This window comes from Paenibacillus sp. B1-35, assembly GCF_050474385.1.
Classification (GTDB): Bacteria; Bacillota; Bacilli; order Paenibacillales; family Paenibacillaceae; genus Paenibacillus_B; species Paenibacillus_B alvei.
The window spans coordinates 972,800-997,761 of record NZ_JBCHVJ010000001.1 but is presented as its reverse complement, the minus strand read 5'-3'; the positions used below and the strand labels follow the sequence as shown (position 1 = coordinate 997,761).

Here is a 24,962-nt window from a genome sequence, read left to right as displayed (position 1 = left end):
TAAGGAAGTTAAGCGGTTCACGACAGACCAATTACAGCCACATTCGTCAACCTCTATTGCCTTAATGGACGTTGTAGATAATAATAAGGAATAGGTAAGTTTGCAAGAAGCTGCGCCAGGTGTCGAATGCGCGGCTTCTTCTGTTGTGCAAGGAAAGAGGTGAGAGGATGAAGACGCTTGTCGTGGCAGAGAAACCGGATATGGGCCGCAACATAGCTTCTGTCATTGAACCGAGAGGACGGAAGCATCGAACTCATATTGAAGGTGAACGGTATATTATTACATGGGCGATTGGACATCTGCTCAGACTAGCTGAGCCTGAAGTGTACGATGCCAAATATAAACGTTGGAACTTCTATGATCTACCAATCCTCCCGTCTGCATTCAAGATCGTAGCGGAACGCCGGACGAAGGATCAATTGAAGATCATTGGCGAGCTGGCCAAGCAATGCAGTACAGTTGTGAATGCATGTGACGCAGGGCGGGAAGGTCAATATATTTTCGCGCTTATCCAACAGCACTATAAGTGGAAGCAACCCGTCAAGCGCTTATGGATTTCGGATTTGACCGCTGAAACAATACGTCGCGGATTCGAGGAGTTGAAGGGAGCGGAACATTATGAGCGGCTGACAGCCGCGGCAAGAGCTCGCAGCGAGGCGGATTGGATTATCGGGATGAATGCTTCACGTGCTTTCACGACGAAGCATAAAGCCTTATTGTCCGTTGGGCGAGTGCAGACGCCTGTTCTCGCGCTCATTTATGATCGGGAGCAGGAAATTGCCGCCTTTCAGGCTGAATCGTACTTCGATATAACGGCTGTCTTTCAACAAGGGGACGTTATCTACAAAGGGATAAGACAAGGCGATCGAATCGTGGACGAGCAACTGGCAACTAGCATCGCAGATAAGGTAAGAGGAAGAGAAGGGCGCATTGCGGAGTATAATGTGAAGGAAGGCAAAGAATACCCTTATAAGCTGTATGATCTTACGCTGCTGCAGCGCGATGCTAATGCGCGATACGGCTATTCTGCGAAAAAGACCCTAGACATTGCACAGGCCTTGTATGAAAAACATAAAGCAATTACGTACCCGCGCACGAACTCGAACTATGTCACCGAACAGAATATCGCAGGTATGCATCAAGCACTGAACATGCTGAGGAACATGCAGGAGTATGCCGCACTAACCGGGCAGGCAGATCCGAAACGAGTCCATCGTAACAATCGCGGGGTGTGCAATCCTGACAAGGTGGAGGATCATCATGCAATCCTTCCGACGACGAAGCGTCCGGGTACATTGTCTTCGGAGGAAGGCAAGATCTATGATCTTATTGTGCGCCGTATGCTAGCGCATTTCTATCCCGTGGCGGAGTACACGTTATATACGGTGCTGACAGAGGTGGAGCAAATCGTCTTTAAGACGAGCATGAAGCAATGGCGAGTACGAGGGTGGAAAAATCTCTATGACGGATTAAAGGAGAAATCATCCGCCCGGACTACCAAACGTTCGAAGCAAAAGGACGAGGACGATGGCGATGAGAAGTCCTCATCGACAGAAGAGATTGTAGAGCTTGGAGAAGAAGATGCCTTTCAGCTGATCAAGGAGCAGCCAGTAGATTGCAAGGAAGCGGAGATTGCACCGAAGTCCACACAGCCCCCAAAATCGTATACGGAGGGTACGCTGCTGAAGGCAATGGAAAGCGCGGGTAAGCAGTTGGATAATGAGGAGCTTCGCGATGCGATGAAGGATGCAGGACTGGGAACGCCAGCGACACGCGCAGCGACAATTGAGCGCTTGAAGCAGGTTGGTTATATCGGTATGACAGGCAAGCGCTTGACATTGACAACGAAGGGAAAGACTGCGGTTGAACTTATTCGCGGAGCCGGCGTTAATCTGCTTACTTCACCGGAGATGACGGGGCAATGGGAGCGCAGATTGACGCAGATCGCCCGAGGTGAGGCTTCCGAGGATGTGTTCATGGAGGCAGTGCGTAAGTTCACATTACATGTCATAGATTGCGTTGAGAAGCAGAAGCCGGTGTCGGCCGACGTGCTCGCGCTAATTGAAATTGACAAGAAGCCTGGGAGCAAAGGAACTGGAAAAAGAGCGGGAAACAGAAAATCCAATGGAACCAGCGCATATACGGACAAAAACGGCACGTCTGATGATGCTCGAAGTCATGCCGCTATGTCAAGTAAAACAGTCTCTACAATTTCGGACAGAGGCAGGCAAGCAAGAACGAGCAGTTCACCGCAGCCGCCGGAAACATTCGGGCTATGCCCGCGCGAAGGTTGCGGCGGAACGATTATCGAAGGACGCAAGGGATATGGCTGCTCGAACTACAAACAGGGCTGTAAATTCGTCGTGTGGAAGAAACAGTTGGCGATCGGCAAGACAATATCTGCATTGATGATGCGCGATCTGCTAGAGAAGGGGACAACCAAAAGGCTTAACTTCACGAAGGGAAACGCAACGGTAAAAGGAAAACTGGGCTTCGCCAATCGTTCAAGCGGGGATTTGAAGATTTACGAAGATTGAGAGAAGCCATGTATGACAACACAGCATTGCTGCTGCGGTTATACATGGCTTTTCGCCCTAACCCATGCCTAAAGCCGGCAGTGACTGTGATCTATTTATTTGCTAGATGGCTTTAGGCCTTTGCTTGACTTGGTTTCTGCACTTGGGACGTCAACCACTTTAGGATGACACGTGGAACGTCCGCGAGCCGTTCGATTGTATACAATGCGCCTTGTGGCTTTGTTTCGATCTCGACAACATTGTAGAACCACTCATTAGGCCGTTTTAAATAAATGACATTTAGGCCAGCCATAAGCCCGGGCTCCACATCGGTACGAACCGAGTTGCCGATCATCCATGTATTGGCAGGCTGGAAGTCCTGATCCGCGACGATGTCCGCCAGCGCTTCCGCTGTCTTATGCTGCCTGATAAATATGCGATCATCGAAGTATTGGGACAGCTTCATTTGATCAATTTTACGCTGTTGAATAACAGGCTCTCCGCCAGTATATAAATACAGACGGTGACCTGCATCCCGTAGTTGTTCTAGTGTCTCGACCATACCTGGATAAGGCTCGATTTCCATTTCGTAAACGCTCATTCCCAGCTTTCGCAGAAATTCGACTTCTTCATCTGACGTTTCTCTCCCGGTAAGGCTGGAGAAGTGATGATAAGCGCCGATGAGAGAGCGCGGGAAGTGCTCGCTCTCAAAGCCGTTCTTATGCACGCCTTCAATATCGAATTGGGATTGTATGGACTTAATCTCCGCAGCAGGGATGTTCCATGTTCTGAACCATGTCGCCATTGTATCCAAAAATTGATGGATGACGATGTCAAAGTATTTGTTGCAATAAATGAGTGTGTCATCCATGTCGAACAGTATCGTTTGCTTAGGAATTGATGTAGTCAATATAATTTCCCCCTTGCGCTTTTCAGACTTGACAAGCGTGAGGAGGATAACGATGATCTTCCATTACGCGAACATTGTCAGTCGTTACTATTGCACTTGTACATAATCTTCTAAAAATACAGACAAGTCGGACAACCCTTCCTGACGAAGAGCAATAGACTCCGAATTGCCGTCCCAATAGGTACGTATATATCCAGCGGATCGAAGAACGGCCAAATGATGCTTCACAGTTCCTTTGGATAACCCGAGATGCTGCTGAATATCAGTGAATGATCGTGCACCTTGACTGACGAAGCGCAGCAGCTGCAGCCGCTCATGATCAGCAAGTGCCTGGGTCATGCGGAGAAGGTTGTGAGATGGTATACAATCATCTTCTTCAGGTTCGTCCACTGCGTACAATACAAGCAGCTTGTTTTTGAAGGTGCACGTATTATTCATGGGACGATAATGCCACATTGGAGCAAGGATACACTCGCGAATCTGATTTTGCTCATCGCGGATGACGATGCCGTTTGTGGCGACTTCAACAACTTCTTCTGGATTTATTTTGCTCATTAAGAGCCGCTTCTCATGCGCATCTTGCTGCAAAATAGGCTCCCATTGCGGCAATGTATGAGAGATATAGTGCTCATACCAGCATTTCAATGCAGGAACATAGTGCAGCTGACACTTCTCTCTCGTGAGAGGCTTCTCGGACAGACCATATTGATCCTGAATGAGCTTCCACTGCTCTTCAGTTGCCTGTTCCAGATGCTTGATGTACCCGGTGATCTGACTGCCGCCAGCGTATTCAAGCGCCATGGCATACAGCATGTCATAATCCGTTAACGAATATCGCTTGATCTGACGGGCGTGCTCGTCCCACTCGGCGGGCATCATTTGCTCTGCTTGACGTACCCACGTCATGCCGTTGTCTACGTTGCGAATCCATTTGCGGTGTACAAATAGCATGAAGCTTCCAATAAGTTCATATACCGATGAACAGTCGATACGAACATGATAGGTCATGCCTGCGTAGCCTCCTTGGTAAATGACAATGACTGTCTTCGTTTATTATGAATTGTATTGCATAGCATTGTCTACTATAATTGTGAAATGTTCATTTGATAGAGGAAATGGGGAGGTTTAAAAGAATGGCATCTTGGCGGAACGCGACAGATTCCCCAACTTGGAAATTTATCATTCTCATCATTGTCGTTATGATTACAGGTTTAAGCCAGGGTCTACTGCTGCCCTTGCTTACGATCTTCTTGGAACGAATGGGCGTTCCATCTGACTTGAATGCACTGAATGCTACTGCTCTATATTTAGGTGTGTTTTCTATGATGTTCCTTGTAGAGCGAATACTCATTCGGCTTGGTTTTAAAAAAATGCTGCTTGCCGGCATGGTATCGGTTACGTTTGCATTAGCATTGTTTCCGATATTCCCAAACATTTGGGTATGGTTCATTTTGCGGATTGTCGTAGGTCTTGGTGACAGTGCGCTGCACTATGCGACACAGCTTTGGGCTGTGTCTGTCAGTCCTGCGAATCGACGGGGAAGAAATATATCATTATATGGTATGGCATATGGAGTAGGCTTCAGCTTCGGACCATTAGGCATCAATCTCTTGGCCATACATGACTCTGCGCCGTTCATCGCGATTGTTCTTATGTTCTTGATCGTCATGGCGATTGTATATGTGAAGCTGCCAAATGAGCAGGCTGCGATGATGAAAGACGGATCTAGACCGGAGAAGCGCTACCGCCGCTCCTATCAATGGGCATGGTTCGCGCTGCTGCCTGCATTCCTATACGGGTATATGGAAGCTTCCATGAACAGCAACTTCCCGGTGTATGCGTTGCGTCTCGGCATGGAGCAGCATTGGATATCCTACTTGCTTCCGTTCTTCGGGATCGGAGGACTTATCCTGCAGCTGCCATTAGGTATGCTTAGTGATCGCATCGATCGGAAAAAAGTGCTGATGGGATGCGGTATCTTAGGGGGAATTGGCTTCCTTATCATCCCGCTTGCAGGGACGAATATTTGGGGGATTCTCATAATGTTCATGCTTGTTGGCGGATTAGTAGGTTCGTTCTTCTCTTTAGGCTTGGCGTATGCAGCAGACATATTGCCGAAGGAATATTTGCCTTCCGCTAACGTGATTGCATCCATACATTTTAGCTTAGGGAGCATCGTTGGTCCGAATTTAGCGGGCATCGGCATCCAGTACGTATCAGTCGGCAGCATGTTCTACTTGCTCGGCATTTGGTATATTGGCTTCTCGCTACTTGGCTTCATATTCAGGCGGCACAATAAAACGCTTGCAAGTTAGGGGCTGCCTTCCTTACACTAAGAGTAGTGTTCTTCATTCGCTGCGACCTATGGAACGATATAAATAATCTTTTGCAGCGCAAGAGCAGTGAACGGCCATTGTCGGAATGGAGAGGAGTCTTGACGATGATTAAAGTAGATCAGTTAGTGAAGCAATACCCTCCTGATCAGAAGGTATTGAAAAATATTAGCTTTGAGGTTCACCCGGGAGAGTTTATTGGTGTAATAGGCGCAAGCGGAAGCGGGAAGTCAACCCTGTTGAAGTGTCTGGCGTTGCAAGAAAGATGGACGAGCGGAAAGTTCATTGTTGACGGAGTCGATATATTTGCCCAGCAATGGAACGGCAGACGCAAGGTAAAGCGGGAATTCGCGTACTTGGAGCAGAACCCAGTACTGTCTGACAATCGCAAGGCGTTGAAGAATGTTTTAATCGGACGCTTCCATCAAACTCCGCTGTGGAGAATGGCAACGGGGATGGTTCGTTCTGATGACTATATGGGGGCAATGGACACAATTGAGCAGCTTGGCTTATTGGACAAGGCTCACAAGAAGTGCGGTGATTTGAGCGGTGGGGAAAAGCAGCGTATTGCTATTGCCAGAGCGCTCGTGCATGGTGCAGATGTGCTGCTTGCGGACGAGCCCGTGCTTGGCTTAGACCCGCAATCTGCTGAATCTGTGTTATCGACATTCCGAGATCTGTGTGCCAAACAGCGCAAGATCGTTATAGCTGTATTCCATCAGGTAGAGCTTGCGGAGAAATATGCAACGCGCTTATGGGGGCTCCAAAACGGTACGATTGCTGTAGATGTAAAGGGCAGACGGCTGCTCCAATCAGAGAAGGCACTTATTCTTTAGTTTTATTTTGTCAAAAGTAAATAGGCAATTGTCAAGCCATCTCTATAAGGTGCATAGGATATAGAGTGGGAAAAGAAGAACGCCCAACTTTAAACTATTCATACATCCGTAGGAGGTGGCTTTTTTATGCTGTATCCATTGCCGATTACGATCGAGCCTCATGTTATTCGTAAGCCCAATCTGGAGGTGTACGTTCCTGTCGTGGTGGATCCGAAGCATCCACAAGCGGCGGAGCGTATGAATCACACGATCCAAAAGCAGGTCATGGAATTAATTCGTACTTCTGGCTATGAGGAAGATCCGAAAAATATTCAGGTGCAGGGCTGGTTTGAAATTAAATTAAACGAAAGAGGATATCTAAGCCTTACCTTGAGTGTTTACGACTATCCTTATCATGCCGCGCACGGAATGACGTATCAGCGAGGATTGACTTTCGAGACGGAGACAGGAAAACTGTTGTCTCTGCCTGAATTGTTCAAGCCGGGAGCCCCATATGTGGATGTATTGTCTAAGCATGTGGCTGCCCAGATCAAGGAGAGAGATATCGAAACACTTGAGCCATTCAAATCTATACGGCCTGATCAAGATTTCTACATGACGGATAAAGCACTGGTTCTCTTCTTCCAGCTTTATGAGATTGCGGCTTATGTATATGGTTTCCTGTACTTTCCGATATCCGTATATGACTTAAAGGACATCAAGGCGGAAAACGGGATTATCGATAAGTTGTGGTATTAATGGTGTTAAGTGGTGTTTATTTGCAGGCAATCGTTATTAACTTGGATATCGGCTAGGCGTACTCCTGATAAAGTAGAAAAGGATACAAGGTTTGTCACGGGATTGTCACCATTAGGTGACTCTTTTTTTTTATAATAATAGAGTATGCCTGTAATTCGGATTTTGAGCATTAGCACTGGTATTTCATGAAGAAGCAAAATGATAGAAGCAATAAAGGAGGAATGGCATGTATGATAAAAAGGCGAACAATACGTAAAGCATCGCTCTTCCTTCTACTGGCAAGTTTACTGCTAAGCGGATGTGAGTGGGTTCAAGATCCTAAATCGATGCTGAAGGAACCGCGATTGTCCGCAGATAAAGCGAATTTAAAATCAATTATTGATTCTCAGAAGCCTGAAGGAGCCAATGTCATTCGGCCGCGCAATGCAGACGATACAAGCACGATCCGCATTGCTGACCTTAACAATGACGGCAAGGGAGAAGCCATCGTGTTCTACGAGACGCCAGACAAGGACGTTCGCATTCATGGGATGATCTTTAAGTCAGAAGGGGACACATGGACAAAGGTGTTCGACTTCGATGGTGAAGGCACCCAGTTGGATCGGGTGGAGCTGGTGGATCTAACTGGAGATAAAAATCTGGAGCTCGTAGTTGGTTATGGAAGCAATGACACAAAGCTGAACAAAGGGCTGGTTGTGTATCGATTTACAGATACGGAAATGATTCGAATGTTCGAACAGCCATATTCCCAGTTCGTTATCGATGATCTAGATCAGAGCGGCAAAAATAAATTGTTCATTTTGAATAATCGAACAGGCCAAAGCCAAACGGCGCAACTCAGTGCGTTTGATTATCAGAATGGAAAGCTGATCAAGTATCAAGATTTGAAACTGTCATCTTTGGCTAATTCATATACCAATATGGTCTCCGGATTTATTTCGAAGGATCGGAAAGGAATTGTGCTTGATGCGATAGCGGGGGCCAATTACTATCTTACAGATATCATTGGGATGAAAAAGGATCAAACGCTTCAGGCGCTGCTTCAGAATGGCTTGGGTAACAAAAAAGAAGAGATTCTTAGCATGGATATGAACAGTGATGGAATTATAGAAATTGGAAAGCCTGAAACTCCTCAAGGCTGGGATCAATTATATCAGCCGTATGAGATTCCTTATTTCACTAATTTCTTCCAATGGGATGGACAGCAAGGCTTGAAACTGGTAGAGAAGCAATATCGCGATCATTTGAATCGCTTCCATTTGACTTTCCCAAAATCATGGTATGGACGTGTAACAGTGGATACGAAATCGAAAAAAGATGAAATGCTCCGCTTTGTCGATCTGCATACGAACGAAACGTTCGCCATCATCCGCTTCTTTACACCGGAGGCATGGGAGTCCTACAAAGAAAAATGGACGTATCTAAGTTCATTTGGGGACAAGATCATCGGCATCTATAGCAAGGAGCCGCTTACAGCGAATAAAGCTATTCCGAAAATACCGGAACTTATCAAGAGCGACAGTGATTCTTAAAGGATATGAAGTAAGGAGATAGTAACGATGACGAAAATACTCATTCTTGAAGATGAAGAATCGATCCGCAGCTTTATTGTCATTAATTTGAAACGGAATGGATTCGATGTTGTAGAAGCAGATAACGGCAATGATGCTTATCAAATGATTATGAACGATCCGACTATTGATATCGCTCTGCTGGACGTCATGGTACCAGGAATTGATGGATTCGAAGTATGCCGACGCGTTAGGGAGCAGAATGAGCGGCTCGGAATCATCTTCTTGACTGCTAAAGTGCAAGAGCAGGATAAAGTATATGCCCTGTCAGTAGGCGCGGACGATCATGTCAGCAAGCCATTCAGTCCTACAGAACTGGTTGCACGGATTCAGTCCTTGCTGCGCAGGGTTAGCGCCTACCAGCATACTGCACAAAAGGTAGTTTATCAATCTGGACCGTTTTCACTTGATTTAATTGCGAAGCGGTTTACGAAAAACAATCAAGCAATTGATCTGACTCCTACAGAATTCTCACTTGTTCAGTTCTTTATGGAAAAAGAAGAGATGACATTAAGCCGAGATGTGCTGCTTGATCATGTATGGGGTAAAGATTACATGGGCGATCCTAAAATTGTGGATGTGAACATTCGTCGTTTGCGTCAAAAAATTGAGGATGAGCCATCATCGCCAAGATTCCTGGAAACGGTATGGGGGCACGGATATAAATGGAAGGGAATAACTCCTTGATTAAGCCGGGCATACGCCGCTCGGTAGTCATGCATTACTTCATCGTTGTCTTTATGACGATGCTGATGCTGGAAGTGGTCTTCCTCATCTCTGTGCGGACCTATTATTATGATTCCGTATCCAGCAATTTAACGAATCATGCATCTGTAACGACAAGATATTATCAGCAATATATCAACTTAAGCTCTAGTGAAAATGACCAAGGTTTATTGCCAGAGCTGTTAGAACTGTTCAAATTACGCGGTGCTGAAGTTCAGATTTTGGATCGAACGGGAAAAGTGCTCATTTCCTCAAGCGGGTTTCGAGTAGACAAGCCGATCGGAACGCTAGATGTTCTCAGCGCGCAGCAAAGTAAGATTGAGCATTGGATAGGCAAACAGCCTGGAACTGGTGAATCAATTATGGCAGTGTCTGCACCATTGTTTGAGCGAGGCAATATCAGCTACATTGTCCGACTTGTAACCTCATTGGAAGTCGTGAACAGCCAGTTGAATAGTATCGTACTCGTATCCATATTGGTGTCTATAACCATATTAATTATCGTCTTGGTTATTAGTCTTGGTTTGGCTAATTCGATTGTAAAGCCGATCAACGAAATAACAGCTGTGTCGGCTCAAATGGCACGCGGACGATTCGACGTCAGGGCCAAGGATGGATACAAGTATGAGCTTGGGGAGCTGTCTAAAACGCTCAACTTCATGGCTCAGGAGATTGTTCGAAGCAATCAATTGAAGAATGATTTTGTATCTTCCATCTCTCATGAATTGCGGACGCCATTAACGGGGATCAAGGGATGGAGCGAAACTCTGTTGTCTGGTTCCTTCGATCAAGAGGAAACGAAGTTGGGATTGAATGTTATTCATAAGGAAACTGATCGATTAATTGGGCTTGTTGAGGAATTGCTTGACTTCTCAAAGCTGCAAGAGAATAAGCTGCAATTCCATTGGCGACAAGTGTCCATCGCTACGATTATCGAAGACACGATCCTACAAGTAAAAATGAAGGCCGAGAAGAAGCAAATTCGATTGGAAGAGCGGGTTAGAGGAAATGAGCAGATGCTGAACGCCGATCCGAATCGTTTAAAGCAGGTTTTCTTGAATTTAATTGATAATGCGGTCAAGTTTTCGCCAGAAGAATCTGTAATCACGATTCACACCTCTTGGGATGCTGAAAAGGTGGTTGTTCGGATTGTGGATCAGGGAATCGGGATAAGCGAAGAACATTTGACTAAAGTAATGGACAAGTTCTATCAGGTTAATCCTAGCCATGGCGGTACTGGATTGGGGCTTGCCATCACATACGAGTTAGTTAAGGCTCATGGAGGAGAAATGTCCATTGAAAGTGAACCTGGTGTAGGGACGACTGTTATCGTCTCTTTGCCAATTCGGATGCCGATTGAAACAGAACAATCTATGGATTCATGATTTTTGTTGTAAAATTCCTGTTCATGAGACCTTTACGTGATAATTTTCATGTAAAGGTCTTTTTTTTCGGAAAAATAAGAAAATAGCATATCTTACTTCGACAAAACATACTATAATATGAATCATAATCATCCTTATCGTTGTCGTAATAACTCGATTGTTGTCGTCCTCATCGGAAGGAGGATAGGATTGTGGAACTATTTTTTTTCGTGTTATTTTCCGCGTCTGTCCCATTTATTATTTATTTATACTTTATAAGTAAGCAGCGTCCCCGTTCACTTGAACAAGCTCCAGCTATAGCAGTCAACAGTTCGCCCAATCACAGGGATATGGACGAAGGACAGGATGTGGCGAGCCATTGTTCTATACTTGTTGTAGAAGATCAGCTGTCTATCCGCATTCTATTGAAGGAAGCGCTGGAAGAGCTGCCGCTAGAGGTAAGAGAGGCAGAGACGGGAGAGCAAGCGCTAGACTCGATGCGGGAATGTCCGAGCAGAATCGTGCTTATGGATGTTAGCCTGCCTGATATGAATGGGCTGGATGTTCTGCATACGGTTCGTACGATGCGTCCAGATACCGAGGTTATCATGATGTCTGCTTATAGTGATGCGGACAAAGTCAACGAAGCGAAGGCGGCTGGTGCGATTGGTTTCTTTTCGAAGCCATTCGACCTGGAAGAGCTGCGAGCGTACATATCATCCAGACTATAACTGACAGCGTTATCTCGTCCTGACAATTGTCAATCGGAGGATGTTATGTTTAGAACGATACAAAGTCAGCTTAGCGCCCGCATAGTGATAACACTAGTGGCTGCGTTAGCCATTATTTTTTCTTTTTCCTATGAAGCTATACGCTCGATCATTGAAACAAGCCTGCAAAACAATTATTTGAACCAAGCTAGAATGGCCGCTAATGAAGTTGAAGCGGCCATTCGTCACCACAAGCTTATGGTAGAAACCTATGCGAGAATCATTCAAGGCATATTCGGTACTTCTAGTCGTATTAAAGCCAAGTTAGACCAAGTGACGGAATGGTATGCGAGTCAGCCTAATGAGCTTTTATTTGGCTATTGGTTTACGATGCAATCCAGTTCTCGATGGGCAGACAAATTTGCATCATGGTATGGATACGATGAGGCAGGCCAGCTTCGAAATTTTTATAGACAAGATCATGTGGATGAGTCATTGCCCCAGTATCGAGACGATCCGCGATATGACTATTATCATGGTGCCGTAAAGAAGAATGGAACCCACCTGACAGCATCTTATATCGACCCTTATCTCAACCAACCAATGATATCCATCAGCACACCTATATACAATTCAAGAGGCACACTGCTCGGTGTAGCCGGAGTTGATATACGGTATGGCGATTTGAAGCAGTTAGCAAGTAAGCTAAGTGTGCACCCCAACAGCAAGATTCTACTAATTACCCTTCAAGGTGATTTACTATACGACCCAGACAAAGATAGAAGCGTTTATGACAATATATACACGGATCTTAATGAAGATGCAGTTTCTTTGCTGCGCAAATTAGGAGATCAACAGGATGCCTTTATTTTGGATGATTATCATGGAAATTCAATGTATGTAAGTTCTGTAACGCTGGAGGAAGCGAACTGGAGAGCGATGATTATGCTGCCTGCGAGTGTAATCAACAATGTACTTATTCATGTATGGATTGTCACACTGACCACGATTAGCGTTATTATTGTAGCGATTTATTTCCTTATGAACTGGTGGATACGCAGACTGATCGTATTTCCGCTGGATCAATTAGTGAGTGCCTCACACCGAATTGCAAACGGGAACTATGAAGGTACAGTTTGCATTGACTCAAATAACGAATTTTGCATGCTTGGCTCTGATATGAATCGAATGAGCGAAGCATTGCGTCAGAAGGCTAAGATGGAACAGGAAATAAAGCGTATGAGCGCTTTGCAGGTTGTGGGGGAGATGGCTGCTGCAATCGGTCATGAAATACGGAACCCGCTAACGACTATAAAGGGATTTTTGCAGCTTCTGCGCAATAAACCGGAGCATGCGAATGAACATCTTTACTTTCATACGATGTTGGAGGAAATTGAGCGTGCAAATTCGATCATTACTGAATATTTGTCCCTGGCCAAACATAAGATTGCTCAGTTCCGCCCCCATTGTATGAATGAAATCATTAGACAATTATACCCGCTTGTCCAAGCGACAGCATCCGCGAGCTGCCAGGATATTCGATTGGATCTAGCTCTGGTTCCTCAAATGGAAATGGATGAGAAGGAGATTAGGCAGCTTCTGCACAATCTCATCCGTAATGGCCTTGAGGCAATGGATGAAAATCAGGTTCTTACCATTCGGACTCGTTCTGAAGAGGGCACAGTAGTTCTAGAGGTGGAAGATGAAGGTCCTGGCTTTACACAAGATGTATTGCATACAGCGGGTACCCCATTTGTCACAACGAAGGAAAAGGGGACTGGGCTCGGATTGTCCATTTGCTACAGCATTGTGGAGCGCCATGAAGGGCAACTGGTCATTCAATCCTCACCGGGACGAACCTTGATTACCATCCGTTTGCCACTAACTCAAAAAAAGAATGATTTGTAGCCTCTATATTACCATAATTGACCGATGTATTATAAAATGAAAGAATTATGCACTATTACTCTATTTTGTTGTAATGAGCCTGCGAAAAAATGGTTGTATAACTATGCATATATGTGTATAATGATGTTACCTCACCAATTGCGAGCGGGGAAATCACATAAATGATGAGCGGGGTTGAAGGATATGAAATCACTGAAAATTGTTGCGGCATGCACACTCATTTTATCCTTATTAGTTGGCTGCGGTGCTAAAGAAGACCGTCTAGCAACTGTTCAAGAAAATAAGAAACTGGTACTTGGCACGAGTGCTGACTATCCACCATTTGAATTTCGCAAAACGGTAGACGGCAAGGATCAAATTGTCGGATTCGATATTGAGATAGCAAAGGAAATTGCGAAGGATTTGGGCGTAGAGTTAGAGATTAAGGATACATCTTTAACGACGCTGCCTGAGGAATTAAAAACAGGCAAGATCGACATTGCCATCGCGGGGTTGGATCCTTCGCCTGAACGGGAAAACGCAATGGAATTCTCTACACCCTATTATTTGGCGGAAGCTGGAGTCATTGTACGTGCAGCTGATAAGGACAAGTACAAGACACCTGAGGATTTGAAGGGACTAAAAGTTGGCGTACAGCTCGGATCGACATTCGAGAATGTCATACAGCAAATTCCAGATGCAAAGAAGGAAATGCTGGATAAAGTAAATGATCTCGTGCTGGCGTTAGAAGCAAATCGCTTAGAAGCGGTTGTCGTTGAGAAGCCTGTAGCAGCTGCATTTGCGGCAAACCGTAAGGAGGTTGCTGTCGCGCCAGTTGAGCTGAAGCCAGCAAGCGAAGGGTATGTGATCGGTGTTCGCAAGGGCAGCGTGAAGCTGCGCGATGAAGTGAATAAGACGCTTGAACGCTTGAAGCAGCAGGGGAAACTGGACGAATATATTACACAAGCGGTACAACTGGCGGAACAACAATAAAACAGCGGCTGTCGCTTAACAATGACGGTCAATGCTTTTACGTATGTGACGTATTCGCTCCTCTTGGGAATCCAACCAGTGAGGGGCGTTTTCTCTTTATTATAGAAGAAATACAGATTATGAGCCGTTATGCGTAGGGAAGGGGTAGGTTGTCATGTTCGATTGGATCGACATGTTATGGAAATATAAATTAGGGTTTGTATCCGGTGCTGGCATTACGGTGCTGTTGTCCGCGATATCTGTCTTATTCGGGCTGTTATTGGGTGTCACCATTGTACTAATGCGAATGTCGAAAATTAAGCCGCTGAAATGGTTTGCAGTGACTTATATTGAAGTATTCCGTGGAACACCACTGCTTGTACAATTATTCATCATTCATTATGGTCTCGCGGAATATGGTGTAGAGTTTACGGCTTTGACATCTGGGGCAATTGCCCTCTCCTTGAATAGTGGAGCGTATCTGGCTGAAATCTTCCGAGCAGGTATTCAATCTATTGACCATGGACAGTTGGAAGCAGCTCGTTCACTCGGCATGTCCAAGTCGATGGGAATGCGGCTGATCGTCCTTCCACAAGCATTTCGCAACGTTATACCGGCGATTGGGAACGAATTTATTACGATCATTAAGGAAACTTCGATTGTAAGTACGATCGGGATTGCGGACTTGATGTTTGAGACAAACATCATCCGTGCCAAAATCTATTCGGCTATGGGGCCGCTGCTGGGAGCGGCATGTATCTACCTGATTTTAACCTTTACATTATCGAAAGTGGTAGCACGTTTGGAAAGGAAGTTGAGCGAGCATGATTGAGATTCGGAATTTGCACAAATCGTATGGTAAATTAGATATTTTAAAGGGTGTCAACTTGTCAATCGATCGCGGTGAAGTGGTAGTAGTTATTGGTCCAAGTGGATCTGGAAAGAGTACGCTCCTTCGTTGCATTAATTTGCTGGAAACACCAACCAAAGGTGACATATTATTTGAAGGTCAATGCATCACGGACAAGTCACATAATATAAATAAGACACGTGAGAAAATGGGAATGGTTTTTCAATCATTCAACTTATTTCCTCATATGACTGTGCTCCAAAATATTGCACTTGCACCGATCAAGGTCAAAAGTGTGCCTGAAGCCGATGCTAAAAAACTGGCAATTGAACTGCTTGGCAAGGTTGGACTGGCAGATAAGGCAAATGCTTATCCAAGACAACTGTCCGGAGGACAGAAGCAGCGTATAGCCATTGCTCGTGCGCTTGCTATGCAGCCTCATGTAATGTTGTTCGATGAGCCAACGTCTGCGTTAGATCCAGAGATGGTTGGTGAAGTTCTTGAGGTTATGAAATCATTAGCTGCAGAAGGAATGACAATGGTCATTGTAACTCATGAAATGAACTTTGCAAGAGAGGTGGGAGATCGGATTCTGTTCATGGATGGCGGCAATATTGTGGAGGAAGGCTCTCCACAGCAGCTTTTCAACCAGCCGGCACATGCAAGAACGAAAGATTTCTTAAGTAGAGTTTTATAAATAGCTTACATCACAAAGGCATCCAAATCAGGGGTGCCTATTTTTGTTAAGTCCATTTGAAAGCGTTTTCGTTTACAAATCAGAAATATGTGTTATGATAGGTCTATAAAGATTACAAAAATGTCATCTGGGATTACAAATTTGTTATGAAATAAAAAAATTTCGAAGCTTCAAACCATTGGGGGGCGCGGGTTCCAGAAACTTACCATCATATTCCTGCGCACAGGTTACAAAATTGTGATATGATGCAATCCGAGCCGAAACGACACACCCGTACGGGGGACTATTGACCGGTGTTCAATATTTTACCGAACACCTTGGGGTGAATCGCTTATTCCGCAAATGGAATAGCGTAGGGGAACTCCTTGACCCGAATCCGACAACTAACCCCGCAGGCTAATGCACAGGAGGAAAACATGCGTAAAAGAATTACAGTAACGATTACAGCTGCTTTACTTGGACTTGCGTCCATTCTTCAAATTTTGCCGGCACAGGCGGAGCCCTATACGGTAATAGAGGGAGAAACGTTTTATTCAATTGCTAAGAAATACAACATGAGTGTTGAATCTGTATTGTCGGCAAATCCGACAATCAATCCTAAAAATTTGTATGGTGGTCTTTCCATCGAGCTTCCAGGACCTGTTGTTCAAAAGTCTGTATTGGAAGGTATGCCAGTCGGTAATGCTTTGGGTGGAGCAAATAATAACGGACAGGCAGTGAAGACGGCTTCGGCTTCAAATAATGAAAAGGCAGTTCAACAGGCTGCTCCTAAAAATGTGGTTCAAATGTCCTCAGGACGTACAGCAACATATAAAAAGACATTGAATATGCGTGCTACAGCATATACGGCCCATCCGAGTGAAAACGGAAAATGGGGTGCGGTAGATGCTTTGGGCAACGCATTGAAACTTGGTACAGTTGCAGTGGATCCAAAAGTCATTCCACTGGGTACGAAATTGTATATTACGGGATATGATTTCAAACACTTGCCAACAGGCGGGATGGTTGCGGTAGCTACAGATACCGGCGGTGCAATCAAGGGGAAAAAGGTTGACATTTTTGTACCGGTAAGTAAACAGACAGGCAACACATTCGGCGTGCAAGACGTAAAAGTGTACGTGTTGAAATAATATCTACTATTATAAAGTAGATCATACTTAATACCAGCAATTGAATAACAAGCCTCGCCATTCGGCGGGGCTTGTTTTATTTACTCCTTCTTCTCCTTCTGATCCTGAAGTAAATCCGGTAAGGTAACGAATTCATATTGCCGCTCCCTTAACTGCTTAATTATAGAAGGGAGTGCCTTTACGGTTCCATGCAAATACCCATTCTGTGTGCTACCGCTTGCATGCTGCAAAATAATGGAGCCTGGACGAACTTCACGCATGACATTCTGCAATATGTGTGATGCGCTCAAACCTCTCCAGTCATTTGAATCTACGTCCCAATTGACGACCAAGTACCCGTTATCTCCTGCCCATCGCAGTTGCTCCTCATTTATCTCGCCATATGGCGGACGGAAATAACGCGGTTTATATCCGATAGACTGCTCAATAATCCGTTCCGTATCCTTTAACTGATGCTCAAAGGCAGGAAGCGTGAGCCTCGTCAACAACGGATGGTTGTACGAATGATTGCCGATGATATGGCCTTCGCGAACCATACGCTCGACCAACTTCGGATATGCCTTGGCACGAGTGCCTACAAGGAAGAAGGTGGCTTGTATATTGTGCTCCTTCAATATATCCAAGACAAGCGGTGTAATTCGATTATCTGGTGCGTCATCGAAGGTAAGGGCAACTTGTCGTTCGCCTCGACGTTGCTTTGCATTTAATTTGAAGATATGCGGATATTTCACCCTAAGCTCTGCAATTGTGAGCTGTCGTTTCTTCATTTTATGCATGCTAGAACGTGAAGACTGCGAAGTTTGTGCTGCAGATTGAGATGTGCTCGATTTTTGCCAAGTTTGCTTGCGAGCATTCGAATCATTTTCTATTTGTTGTCTAGAATGAGATTGCGCCTGCTTCTTTTTCAGTTCTTTGCGTTCTGTCTGCTCCGTCGTAACGGTGAACTTTGGCAAATGAATCGTTTCTAATCCAGTTGTCCCATGTAAGCTATTGTAGCTTTGAGAATGGGTGGTCTCTGATCCAGCCTTGAAAATGCGGGGGACAGAATGAGTGCGATCTTTCGTCCACAGGCTTTCAGTTGATGAATGGATTGATTCTGATTGCGTTTGATTGGGCTTGATCGGAGGAAGATTGGGTATGGATGGCGCTTCCTGTTGGCGAGCGAAGCAGCCAGCTACTGCGAGCAAGCACAAAGATAATACAGATAAACAAATTTGTTTATTTCGCATAGTGCCATTCCCCCATTCCGTAGACATCAATGTTCTTGTTATGTCCTTGGGGGTAAAGAAATATGCCCCAATCATCATTCAACAGTGACAGGGAATTAATCTCATTGTACAGGCAGCTGTTTCAAGCACGACTTGTAACTTCTTGCTAATATTCTGAAAATTTGCGAAACCATTGTCATAATGATGACTGATTTGTGATATGTGTCACAGTAGGGGGAGGTTTAGAACAGGCATAGTAGAGTTGTAAAGGTGAGAAAAGCTTTAAATAGGCCATATCGGGCCGCCACAGTAGGGTGGGGCTTTTCTTACGAGCAGGAATCTGCACGTCTCAATAATAACGTGAGAAGGATGCAGACTATCCTTACTCGTGAAAAAAGGAGCATACTTGTGTATACGATTCTTTCCAACGAACGCATCTCTGAAGGCATTTACCTCATGACGGTGGAGGGTCAGTTTCAAGCAAGAATGGGACAATTCTATATGCTGCGAGCCTGGAATATGGCACCCGTTCTGTCTCGTCCAATCAGTATTTGTAATCTGGAGCGGGATCGCATTCAATTCCTGTACAAAATTGCAGGAGAAGGCACACGATTGTTTGCACAGCTTCGTGAAGGAGACCGTATACAGCTGGAAGGGCCGTTCGGCAATGGTTTCCCCCACGTTAAAGGACGAACTGCGCTAATCGGAGGCGGTATAGGCATTGCACCCTTATTGTATACAGCGAAGCAGCTGGATAAACCGGATATTTATCTCGGCTTCCGAGGACAATCTTATTTAACGGAAGTTTACGAACCATATGCAAACGAATTAGTGGTTCGCGTAAACGGAAATCTGCTTGATGACATTGACTTGAGCAAGTATGACAATGTGCTTGTTTGCGGTCCACTCGGTATGATGAAGGCGATCGCTTTACAAGCAGAAGGCTTGGATACGAAAGTATATGTTTCTTTTGAAAAACGGATGGCTTGTGGAATCGGAGCATGTTATGTGTGCACAGTAATGAATAAAAACGGCAACCGCAAAGTATGTGCGGACGGGCCTGTATTTTTAGCGGAGGAGGTGGAATGGCATGCGGAACTTAGCTTGTAATGTGGCCGGAATTCCGTTCAACAATCCGATTGTGATGGCATCGGGGACTTTTGGCTTTGGACAAGAATATGCCAAATTGTATGATATCAACAAGCTGGGCGGCATCTCCTGCAAAGGGCTTACCCTCCATCCACGTAAGGGGAATAACGGTGCCCGAGTATGGGAAACACCTGGCGGAATGATGAATAGTGTAGGACTTGAAAATCCAGGCATCGATGCATTCCTGACAGAAGAAATGAAATTTTGGGAGACCATTGAACCGGTTAAAATCGCAAATCTGGGCGGCAGCAACATTGAAGAATATGTAATCGGGGCCCTGAAGATAACGAAGGATGCTGAGGAGCGCCGAAAAGCAAAAGTTCGGGCCGTGGATATGATTGAACTGAACATTTCATGCCCAAATGTAAAAGAAGGCGGAATTGCTTTCGGTGTTAAAACAGAAGTTGCAAGAGAGGTTATTCGCGAGGTTCGTCAAGTTACCTCGTTGCCTCTTGCTGTGAAACTGTCTCCAAACGCAGAAAATATTGTAGAAATGGCAGTCATGTGTGAGGATGAGGGAGCCGACTGCGTCTCCTTGGTTAATACGTTCTCCGGCATGAAAATAGATATTTATCAGCGTCGCAGCATGTTTTCAAATACGTATGCGGGCTTGTCTGGTCCAGCTATTAAGCCAATAGCGCTGCGAATGGTTCATCAGGTTGCACAGCAGGTGTCCATTCCGATTATGGGAATGGGTGGAATTGCGTCGGCCTCGGATATTATCGAGTTTATTATGGCAGGAGCCGAAGTCGTACAGGTTGGTACTTATAACTTTATGAATTTGCGTGCGGGGGAAGAGCTTTTGGCTGGACTTCAGAGCTTTATGGAAATGGAGAACATTCATAGTTTGGATGAAATTCGCGGCATTATTAGATAAGGTTCAAGCGGCTAAAATGAGGGGGCGCGAATTGGTATGAATCAGCTACAGCCGGGGGAAGATCTGAGCATCCAGTTCCAAAAAATCGGTAGGGATTATCTGTTCACGATTTGTGGTGGGGATCAGCATATTGGTGCCGTATCCACTGCATACAAGGGGCAGGGGACGGATCAGCAGGAATGGGTAGTGCAGACGAACAAGGTTCCGGGTCATAAGGAATATGTATTAACTGAACCTATGGCTCAACAGGCTGCACAGGAACTGCAAGCAACGGTAACGGTCTGTGCAGGCATTCACTATGATCATCTTACAACATCAGAGATTGAAGCTGTTGTTGATCGCGCTTGGAAGCAATTTTTACTTACATTGTCTGCAATGAAATAGAGCAAGTTGAGCGTCTGAGAGAGAAGATCGGGGTTTCCTGATCTTCTTTTTTATATTGTTTTCCATTCAATTTTGATTCTTTTTGTTGTGCTGCGATGGGTGTATACAAAATTCCACTTTTCCATATAAAATAGAGATAGGATTTTTTTGTTTTTTTGAAACAACTTTAGAACTGATTCGTATGAATGTGTAATGAAACATAATAGTAAATCACACGTATATTGTTTCAATGGTTATGCAACTCAAAGGAGGAAATATACAATGTCCGTATTTAAACGTTTGCGTGATTTAACGATGTCCAATATTTATGCTTTGATTGAAAAGGCTGAAGATCCGATTAAGATGACGGATCAATATTTGCGCGATATGCAAGAGGATTTGGAAGAAGCAGAACGCGCAGTCGCACAGCAAATCGCGATCGAGAAACGCTTCAAACAATCTTATGAGGAGCAAGAGGCTCTTGTGAATAAGCGCGCTGAGCAAGCCGCAATTGCAGTTCAAGCTGATAATATTGAATTGGCACGCCGTGCGTTGGAAGAGAAAAAAGCTGCTGAAGCGAAAATGAATGAATATAAAGCAAGCTATGATCAAAATAAAGCTTCTGCAGATGCCCTTCGCGCGAAGCTGGAAGAAATGCGCAAGCAATACACAGATATGAAAAACAAGCGTGAAACGTTGGTTGCTCGTATCAACGCTGCGAAGGCACAAACAGAAATCAACAAAGCGATGGCGGGATTCAGCTCCGATACTGCTATGTCAGGCTTGAAACGCATGGAAGACAAAATGCTGCAAATGGAAGCTCAGGCTGAAGCGAGCAATGAAATTCGCGGAGCGGGAAGCAAGTCATTGGATGATGAGTTCGCGAGCTTGACAAAGGATAAAGGTGTCGAGGATGAATTGGCAGCCCTGATGAAGAAGTACGATAAATCTGCCGAATAATCGGAATCGGATATAGAAGACGCTTGTTATCTGATGTGCAAGCGTCTTTCTTTATTCTCCATCAAGGTATATGTTAGGATAAATTCGATACAATGAAGAGAACAAACTTTTATACGAGACTGCTCAATCTGGACAAACTTCGCTTAGGAAGGTATTCGTTATTGGAGCAGTGAAGGAGGATTCGAATTGAGTTTCGGATTAGAAAATTGGTCTGTCTTACTGGAAAATGTCCCGAGAATTGCAGTGTGGACAGCCATTGGAGCGGTGCTCTTATTCATTCTCATGATTGTAGACTCCTTTTTTACAGGATACAAAGATATTCATGAGATGAGACAAGGTAATGTAGCGGTGACGACTCGCTTTATTATGAAGCTGTTCTCCCAAGGCTATATTTTGTCTAGTTCTATTCGCGTCGCTTACAGCTTGGGCGAGGCATTAATGATGTCTCTCTTCTCATTTATTATTTTGCTCATTCTAGAGCTTCTTGTCCGCTTGTTGTTCCGTTCTGTATTCAATATGAACTTAGAAGTCGGAACGAAGGAAGGAAATATGTCCTATGCACTTGTGGCAGGATCGCTTCATGTGGTCGGCGCGCTAATTATCGCAGCCTGTGTATAACGCAACAGAAAGGAGGCACCATTCATGAGCATATGGAAACGTATCAAAAATATAATGGCTAAGCCGGAAGCGCCTCAACCGGAGAAAACCCCATCCACGCTCGGACCTGGCGATATTTGTGAAGTATCTTTAATCAGTTATGAGGTCATTGGACGTACGGATTGGCGCATGCGCAATTCGGCTTGGCTGACGCTGAGAGATGGCTCACAAATCAAATATTTACTCGTGGAGCAAAGAGAGAAAGCTTACTATAGTCTCTATGATTCCATTGATGGTCGTCTAGACGATGCGGAGGAAGTGCCTACAGAAATTGAGTTAGACGGGAAATGGTATTACATGGAAGACCAATATAACGGCAGAGTTGTGTGTACAGGACAAACGCCATTTGGCGTATCTGGGGAGCAGTACGTATGGCAATTTCAAGCCGATGATCGTAAGCTGCTTCGCATTGAATGGCAGGATGGACGATTCCAGTTGTATGAAGGAGATTCCGTCATATCTGCCGACGTACGCATCCTGCGCGGTTCTTAAGAGGCGCCTATGCGAAAATTCGGATTGGATTCAATCAAATGGCTAGTCATTTTCAGCTTGATTATTCCATTGTTGACCGCCTGCGGTCAGTATGATGTATCAGAAACGTATCCGCTGGAGTCGGTTAGTCGTGATGGAAAGAGCACTTCCTATATCTATCGTGCTGAAAATACGACCGTGCCAGAGGCAGTCAAGTCAATTGCTGATAAGCGCACACCTAAGCAGACATCGGAGCAGAGTGATGAACGGATGTTCCTCGTCTATGATGATGAGCTTATACAGGTGCAGCGCGACAAAGACAAACCAGAAGATGCGATCATCGAGGTTGATTCACATGAATATGTAAAACAGAATTATGACCGCAGCTTCCTGGAAATGTACTTGCAATACAAGCTGCTTGATACGCTGTTCGATTCATTAAGTGGAGCCGGGAAATACCGAGGTTACAATGATCGTCGTACATACGAACCGACGAAATCATATCAGAAGCCTACGGTGGAGGATAAGAAAAAAGCCCCTCCAATGACGGTTGAGCGAAAAGGCTCTATCTTCCGCAGAGGCTCTTCGTCAGATACGTCAACGAACACTGGTGGAGGGTTCTTCTCCAGACAGCCTAAGGATAATAGCAAGCGTGGCTCTATATCACGAGGGGATAGTGGAGGCAGTTATAATCCGCCGAAAGTAAAGAAGAATAAGCCGCCGAAGACTCGTTCAGGTTCGGGAAGCATCTTCCGACGAAAACGATAGGGCAGCTAATAAAGAATGAACCGCTCTTCTAATCCAGAGCGGTTCTATTTGTGTCTGTTCCATTTATAAGCTTATACAAACTTGATAGTTGAATACGTTATTCATCAGCACTTGGACGCCGCTCAATGGCCTCAGACATTGTCTTATCGGTTAGATGGGCATAAATTTCCGTTGTTTCAGTTGAGGCGTGGCCAAGCTGTTCTTTTGTTTTATAGATATCATTTTGCAAATAATAGTCCGTGGCAAAGGAGTGACGAAGCTTATGCACGGTTAGGGCAGGTTTGCCATATCTCTTCGCATATTTAATGATCATCTGCTGGATGGCGCGCTTTGTCATCCGATTGCCTTCCTTTTCTCCATTTTTGATTGCGAGAAAGAAGGCTTTTTCTTTTTTAGGCGCTGCGTATCGAGTAGAACGGGTTGCTAAGTAATCGACCAGATCTTGTTTGGCACTATCGCGGTAATAAACGGGAGTCTTGAACGTTTCATCATTATGTCCCTTGCGGTACACGTAGACAAGCTTGTTGTTCATATCGACATCGTCCAAGTTCAGGTTGACGACTTCGCTGACCCGCAGTCCTGAGTTCAGAATCAGACTGACGATAGCAGCATCTCGAACCGCATTTTGTGCATGGGCGTAAGCGGCTTGCTTATTATTAATGACATCTTGAGCATATCCTTCCCGCACATAGTGGATAAAGCCGCTGATTTCATTGTCTTCAAGCAGTTTTCCCTTGAGTTTGGAAGCACTGTCCTTCGGTTTATGTATACGTTTGATTTCGATTTTGGCCATTACATTCCGTTTTAATAACGGATAGAAATTCTCATCCTCTGCAATTTGGCTCAAGTAGTGAAATAGAGAGCGCAGAGAGGACAGCTTGCGGGACACGGTTACACGAGCATTCGTCGCTTCCTTGTATGTCGTCAAATAAATGCGGAACGAAGTAATATGCTCCATTCGCAGTGACTCCAAATCCAGCAGCGTAACATCTTTCAGGTCATGAGCATCAGTAAGTCGTTCTGAAACGAGCCAACCTAAAAATATTTCGTAGTCCCGCACATATTCCAACAAGGAGGATGGAGATAAATCTGGCATCTTATATTCAATAAATTGTTGCACGTACCAGGGCAGGGACGGCAGCTTGTGCTGAAGCACAGCACGGTCTCTCGTCTTCTGAATCGTCATTTTTGGCAGAGACCTCCTTCCATACTCCTTCTATTGTAACCGAACTAGCGTTCTTGCGTAAAGAAACAAGTCGGTAGTCAAAT

The 24,962-nt window shown here is 44.9% G+C and carries 24 protein-coding genes and 1 riboswitch; of the genes, 20 read left to right on the top strand and 4 right to left on the bottom strand.

Annotated elements, in window-relative coordinates; translation table 11 throughout:
* Positions 1-167 precede the first annotated feature (167 nt).
* Positions 168-2,537, top strand: coding sequence for a DNA topoisomerase 3 (locus ACQ5BJ_RS04390; RefSeq protein ID WP_430108775.1), 2,370 nt, complete (start codon positions 168-170; stop codon positions 2,535-2,537).
* A gap of 112 nt (positions 2,538-2,649) precedes the next feature.
* Here the strand turns inward: ACQ5BJ_RS04390 and ACQ5BJ_RS04385 are convergent, their stop codons facing one another.
* Positions 2,650-3,426 carry an HAD family hydrolase gene (locus tag ACQ5BJ_RS04385; RefSeq protein ID WP_005549949.1) on the bottom strand — a complete coding sequence of 259 codons (777 nt, stop codon included), beginning with the start codon at positions 3,424-3,426 and terminating at the stop codon, positions 2,650-2,652.
* Positions 3,427-3,513: 87 nt separating this feature from the next.
* A complete protein-coding gene (locus ACQ5BJ_RS04380; protein WP_005549951.1) occupies positions 3,514-4,434 on the bottom strand; it encodes an ArsR/SmtB family transcription factor in 921 nt (306 codons plus the stop codon).
* 125 nt (positions 4,435-4,559) lie between these two features.
* On the opposite strand from ACQ5BJ_RS04380, the gene ACQ5BJ_RS04375 reads away from it, so the two are divergent.
* The 12 genes from ACQ5BJ_RS04375 to ACQ5BJ_RS04320 all read left to right on the top strand — a co-directional run bounded on the left by ACQ5BJ_RS04375 (position 4,560) and on the right by ACQ5BJ_RS04320 (position 17,240).
* Complete coding sequence (locus ACQ5BJ_RS04375) at positions 4,560-5,741, top strand: MFS transporter (RefSeq protein WP_262866690.1); 1,182 nt, start codon at positions 4,560-4,562, stop codon at positions 5,739-5,741.
* A 125-nt stretch (positions 5,742-5,866) separates the two neighbouring features.
* Complete coding sequence (locus tag ACQ5BJ_RS04370; RefSeq protein WP_005549956.1) at positions 5,867-6,595, top strand: phosphonate ABC transporter ATP-binding protein; 729 nt, start codon at positions 5,867-5,869, stop codon at positions 6,593-6,595.
* A gap of 126 nt (positions 6,596-6,721) precedes the next feature.
* Complete coding sequence (locus ACQ5BJ_RS04365; protein ID WP_005549957.1) at positions 6,722-7,333, top strand: DUF3298 and DUF4163 domain-containing protein; 612 nt, start codon at positions 6,722-6,724, stop codon at positions 7,331-7,333.
* Positions 7,334-7,563: 230 nt separating this feature from the next.
* Positions 7,564-8,865: a hypothetical protein gene (locus tag ACQ5BJ_RS04360; protein WP_268599875.1), complete on the top strand. Its 1,302-nt coding sequence runs from the start codon at positions 7,564-7,566 to the stop codon at positions 8,863-8,865.
* Positions 8,866-8,892: 27 nt separating this feature from the next.
* Positions 8,893-9,591, top strand: a complete 699-nt coding sequence (locus ACQ5BJ_RS04355; RefSeq protein ID WP_005549959.1) for a response regulator transcription factor — start codon at positions 8,893-8,895, stop codon at positions 9,589-9,591.
* The gene (locus tag ACQ5BJ_RS04350; protein WP_163977455.1) at positions 9,570-11,015 is read left to right on the top strand and encodes a sensor histidine kinase; all 1,446 of its coding nucleotides are present in this window, start codon (positions 9,570-9,572) and stop codon (positions 11,013-11,015) included. The genes ACQ5BJ_RS04355 and ACQ5BJ_RS04350 overlap by 22 nt, the downstream gene beginning before the upstream one ends.
* A 191-nt stretch (positions 11,016-11,206) precedes the next feature.
* Complete coding sequence (locus ACQ5BJ_RS04345; protein WP_262866692.1) at positions 11,207-11,725, top strand: response regulator; 519 nt, start codon at positions 11,207-11,209, stop codon at positions 11,723-11,725.
* A gap of 45 nt (positions 11,726-11,770) precedes the next feature.
* Positions 11,771-13,612 (top strand): sensor histidine kinase, encoded by a 1,842-nt coding sequence (locus ACQ5BJ_RS04340; protein WP_262866693.1) that lies wholly within the window; start codon positions 11,771-11,773, stop codon positions 13,610-13,612.
* Between the two features lie 183 nt (positions 13,613-13,795).
* Complete coding sequence (locus ACQ5BJ_RS04335) at positions 13,796-14,584, top strand: transporter substrate-binding domain-containing protein (protein ID WP_005549963.1); 789 nt, start codon at positions 13,796-13,798, stop codon at positions 14,582-14,584.
* 154 nt (positions 14,585-14,738) lie between these two features.
* On the top strand, positions 14,739-15,395 hold the full coding sequence (locus tag ACQ5BJ_RS04330; protein WP_005549965.1) for an amino acid ABC transporter permease: 657 nt from the start codon (positions 14,739-14,741) through the stop codon (positions 15,393-15,395).
* Positions 15,388-16,110, top strand: a complete 723-nt coding sequence (locus tag ACQ5BJ_RS04325; RefSeq protein ID WP_005549967.1) for an amino acid ABC transporter ATP-binding protein — start codon at positions 15,388-15,390, stop codon at positions 16,108-16,110. The genes ACQ5BJ_RS04330 and ACQ5BJ_RS04325 overlap by 8 nt, the downstream gene beginning before the upstream one ends.
* 245 nt (positions 16,111-16,355) lie before the next feature.
* Positions 16,356-16,524: riboswitch (cyclic di-AMP (ydaO/yuaA leader) on the top strand.
* A 2-nt stretch (positions 16,525-16,526) separates the two neighbouring features.
* A complete protein-coding gene (locus ACQ5BJ_RS04320) occupies positions 16,527-17,240 on the top strand; it encodes a 3D domain-containing protein (RefSeq protein WP_005549969.1) in 714 nt (237 codons plus the stop codon).
* Between the two features lie 80 nt (positions 17,241-17,320).
* Here ACQ5BJ_RS04320 and ACQ5BJ_RS04315 read toward each other — a convergent pair whose 3' ends face one another.
* Positions 17,321-18,469: a polysaccharide deacetylase family protein gene (locus ACQ5BJ_RS04315; RefSeq protein WP_289355726.1), complete on the bottom strand. Its 1,149-nt coding sequence runs from the start codon at positions 18,467-18,469 to the stop codon at positions 17,321-17,323.
* Between the two features lie 387 nt (positions 18,470-18,856).
* Here ACQ5BJ_RS04315 and ACQ5BJ_RS04310 point away from each other — a divergent pair, with 387 nt between their 5' ends.
* The 7 genes from ACQ5BJ_RS04310 (at position 18,857) to ACQ5BJ_RS04280 (ending at position 23,693) form a co-directional block, all read left to right on the top strand.
* Complete coding sequence (locus tag ACQ5BJ_RS04310) at positions 18,857-19,558, top strand: dihydroorotate dehydrogenase electron transfer subunit (RefSeq protein WP_005549971.1); 702 nt, start codon at positions 18,857-18,859, stop codon at positions 19,556-19,558.
* Positions 19,539-20,474 carry a dihydroorotate dehydrogenase gene (locus tag ACQ5BJ_RS04305; RefSeq protein WP_005549973.1) on the top strand — a complete coding sequence of 312 codons (936 nt, stop codon included), beginning with the start codon at positions 19,539-19,541 and terminating at the stop codon, positions 20,472-20,474. Before ACQ5BJ_RS04310 ends, ACQ5BJ_RS04305 begins: the two co-directional genes overlap by 20 nt.
* 36 nt (positions 20,475-20,510) lie before the next feature.
* On the top strand, positions 20,511-20,858 hold the full coding sequence (locus tag ACQ5BJ_RS04300) for a hypothetical protein (RefSeq protein WP_005549974.1): 348 nt from the start codon (positions 20,511-20,513) through the stop codon (positions 20,856-20,858).
* 261 nt (positions 20,859-21,119) lie between these two features.
* Entirely contained in the window at positions 21,120-21,797 is a 678-nt protein-coding gene (locus ACQ5BJ_RS04295; protein WP_005549977.1) for a PspA/IM30 family protein, read from the top strand.
* Positions 21,798-21,983: 186 nt separating this feature from the next.
* On the top strand, positions 21,984-22,415 hold the full coding sequence (locus ACQ5BJ_RS04290) for a DUF350 domain-containing protein (protein ID WP_005549978.1): 432 nt from the start codon (positions 21,984-21,986) through the stop codon (positions 22,413-22,415).
* 24 nt (positions 22,416-22,439) lie between these two features.
* Positions 22,440-22,946, top strand: coding sequence for a DUF4178 domain-containing protein (locus ACQ5BJ_RS04285; RefSeq protein ID WP_005549980.1), 507 nt, complete (start codon positions 22,440-22,442; stop codon positions 22,944-22,946).
* A gap of 9 nt (positions 22,947-22,955) precedes the next feature.
* Positions 22,956-23,693: a DUF4247 domain-containing protein gene (locus ACQ5BJ_RS04280; protein WP_005549982.1), complete on the top strand. Its 738-nt coding sequence runs from the start codon at positions 22,956-22,958 to the stop codon at positions 23,691-23,693.
* A 97-nt stretch (positions 23,694-23,790) separates the two neighbouring features.
* Here the strand turns inward: ACQ5BJ_RS04280 and xerS are convergent, their stop codons facing one another.
* Positions 23,791-24,879 carry a tyrosine recombinase XerS gene (gene xerS, locus ACQ5BJ_RS04275; protein ID WP_268622250.1) on the bottom strand — a complete coding sequence of 363 codons (1,089 nt, stop codon included), beginning with the start codon at positions 24,877-24,879 and terminating at the stop codon, positions 23,791-23,793.
* Between the last annotated feature and the right edge of the window lie 83 nt (positions 24,880-24,962).

What these genes read in the sequence shown, in the direction of transcription:
- ACQ5BJ_RS04390 (WP_430108775.1), top strand. Translation starts at nt 168, where the DNA reads ATGAAGACGCTTGTCGTGGCAGAGAAACCGGATATGGGCCGCAACATA.
- ACQ5BJ_RS04380 (WP_005549951.1), bottom strand. Translation starts at nt 4,434, where the DNA reads ATGACCTATCATGTTCGTATCGACTGTTCATCGGTATATGAACTTATT.
- ACQ5BJ_RS04375 (WP_262866690.1), top strand. Translation starts at nt 4,560, where the DNA reads ATGGCATCTTGGCGGAACGCGACAGATTCCCCAACTTGGAAATTTATC.
- ACQ5BJ_RS04370 (WP_005549956.1), top strand. Translation starts at nt 5,867, where the DNA reads ATGATTAAAGTAGATCAGTTAGTGAAGCAATACCCTCCTGATCAGAAG.
- ACQ5BJ_RS04365 (WP_005549957.1), top strand. Translation starts at nt 6,722, where the DNA reads ATGCTGTATCCATTGCCGATTACGATCGAGCCTCATGTTATTCGTAAG.
- ACQ5BJ_RS04360 (WP_268599875.1), top strand. Translation starts at nt 7,564, where the DNA reads ATGATAAAAAGGCGAACAATACGTAAAGCATCGCTCTTCCTTCTACTG.
- ACQ5BJ_RS04355 (WP_005549959.1), top strand. Translation starts at nt 8,893, where the DNA reads ATGACGAAAATACTCATTCTTGAAGATGAAGAATCGATCCGCAGCTTT.
- ACQ5BJ_RS04350 (WP_163977455.1), top strand. Translation starts at nt 9,570, where the DNA reads ATGGAAGGGAATAACTCCTTGATTAAGCCGGGCATACGCCGCTCGGTA.
- ACQ5BJ_RS04340 (WP_262866693.1), top strand. Translation starts at nt 11,771, where the DNA reads ATGTTTAGAACGATACAAAGTCAGCTTAGCGCCCGCATAGTGATAACA.
- ACQ5BJ_RS04335 (WP_005549963.1), top strand. Translation starts at nt 13,796, where the DNA reads ATGAAATCACTGAAAATTGTTGCGGCATGCACACTCATTTTATCCTTA.
- ACQ5BJ_RS04330 (WP_005549965.1), top strand. Translation starts at nt 14,739, where the DNA reads ATGTTCGATTGGATCGACATGTTATGGAAATATAAATTAGGGTTTGTA.
- ACQ5BJ_RS04325 (WP_005549967.1), top strand. Translation starts at nt 15,388, where the DNA reads ATGATTGAGATTCGGAATTTGCACAAATCGTATGGTAAATTAGATATT.
- ACQ5BJ_RS04320 (WP_005549969.1), top strand. Translation starts at nt 16,527, where the DNA reads ATGCGTAAAAGAATTACAGTAACGATTACAGCTGCTTTACTTGGACTT.
- ACQ5BJ_RS04315 (WP_289355726.1), bottom strand. Translation starts at nt 18,469, where the DNA reads ATGCGAAATAAACAAATTTGTTTATCTGTATTATCTTTGTGCTTGCTC.
- ACQ5BJ_RS04305 (WP_005549973.1), top strand. Translation starts at nt 19,539, where the DNA reads ATGCGGAACTTAGCTTGTAATGTGGCCGGAATTCCGTTCAACAATCCG.
- ACQ5BJ_RS04300 (WP_005549974.1), top strand. Translation starts at nt 20,511, where the DNA reads ATGAATCAGCTACAGCCGGGGGAAGATCTGAGCATCCAGTTCCAAAAA.
- ACQ5BJ_RS04295 (WP_005549977.1), top strand. Translation starts at nt 21,120, where the DNA reads ATGTCCGTATTTAAACGTTTGCGTGATTTAACGATGTCCAATATTTAT.
- ACQ5BJ_RS04285 (WP_005549980.1), top strand. Translation starts at nt 22,440, where the DNA reads ATGAGCATATGGAAACGTATCAAAAATATAATGGCTAAGCCGGAAGCG.
- ACQ5BJ_RS04280 (WP_005549982.1), top strand. Translation starts at nt 22,956, where the DNA reads ATGCGAAAATTCGGATTGGATTCAATCAAATGGCTAGTCATTTTCAGC.
- xerS (WP_268622250.1), bottom strand. Translation starts at nt 24,879, where the DNA reads ATGACGATTCAGAAGACGAGAGACCGTGCTGTGCTTCAGCACAAGCTG.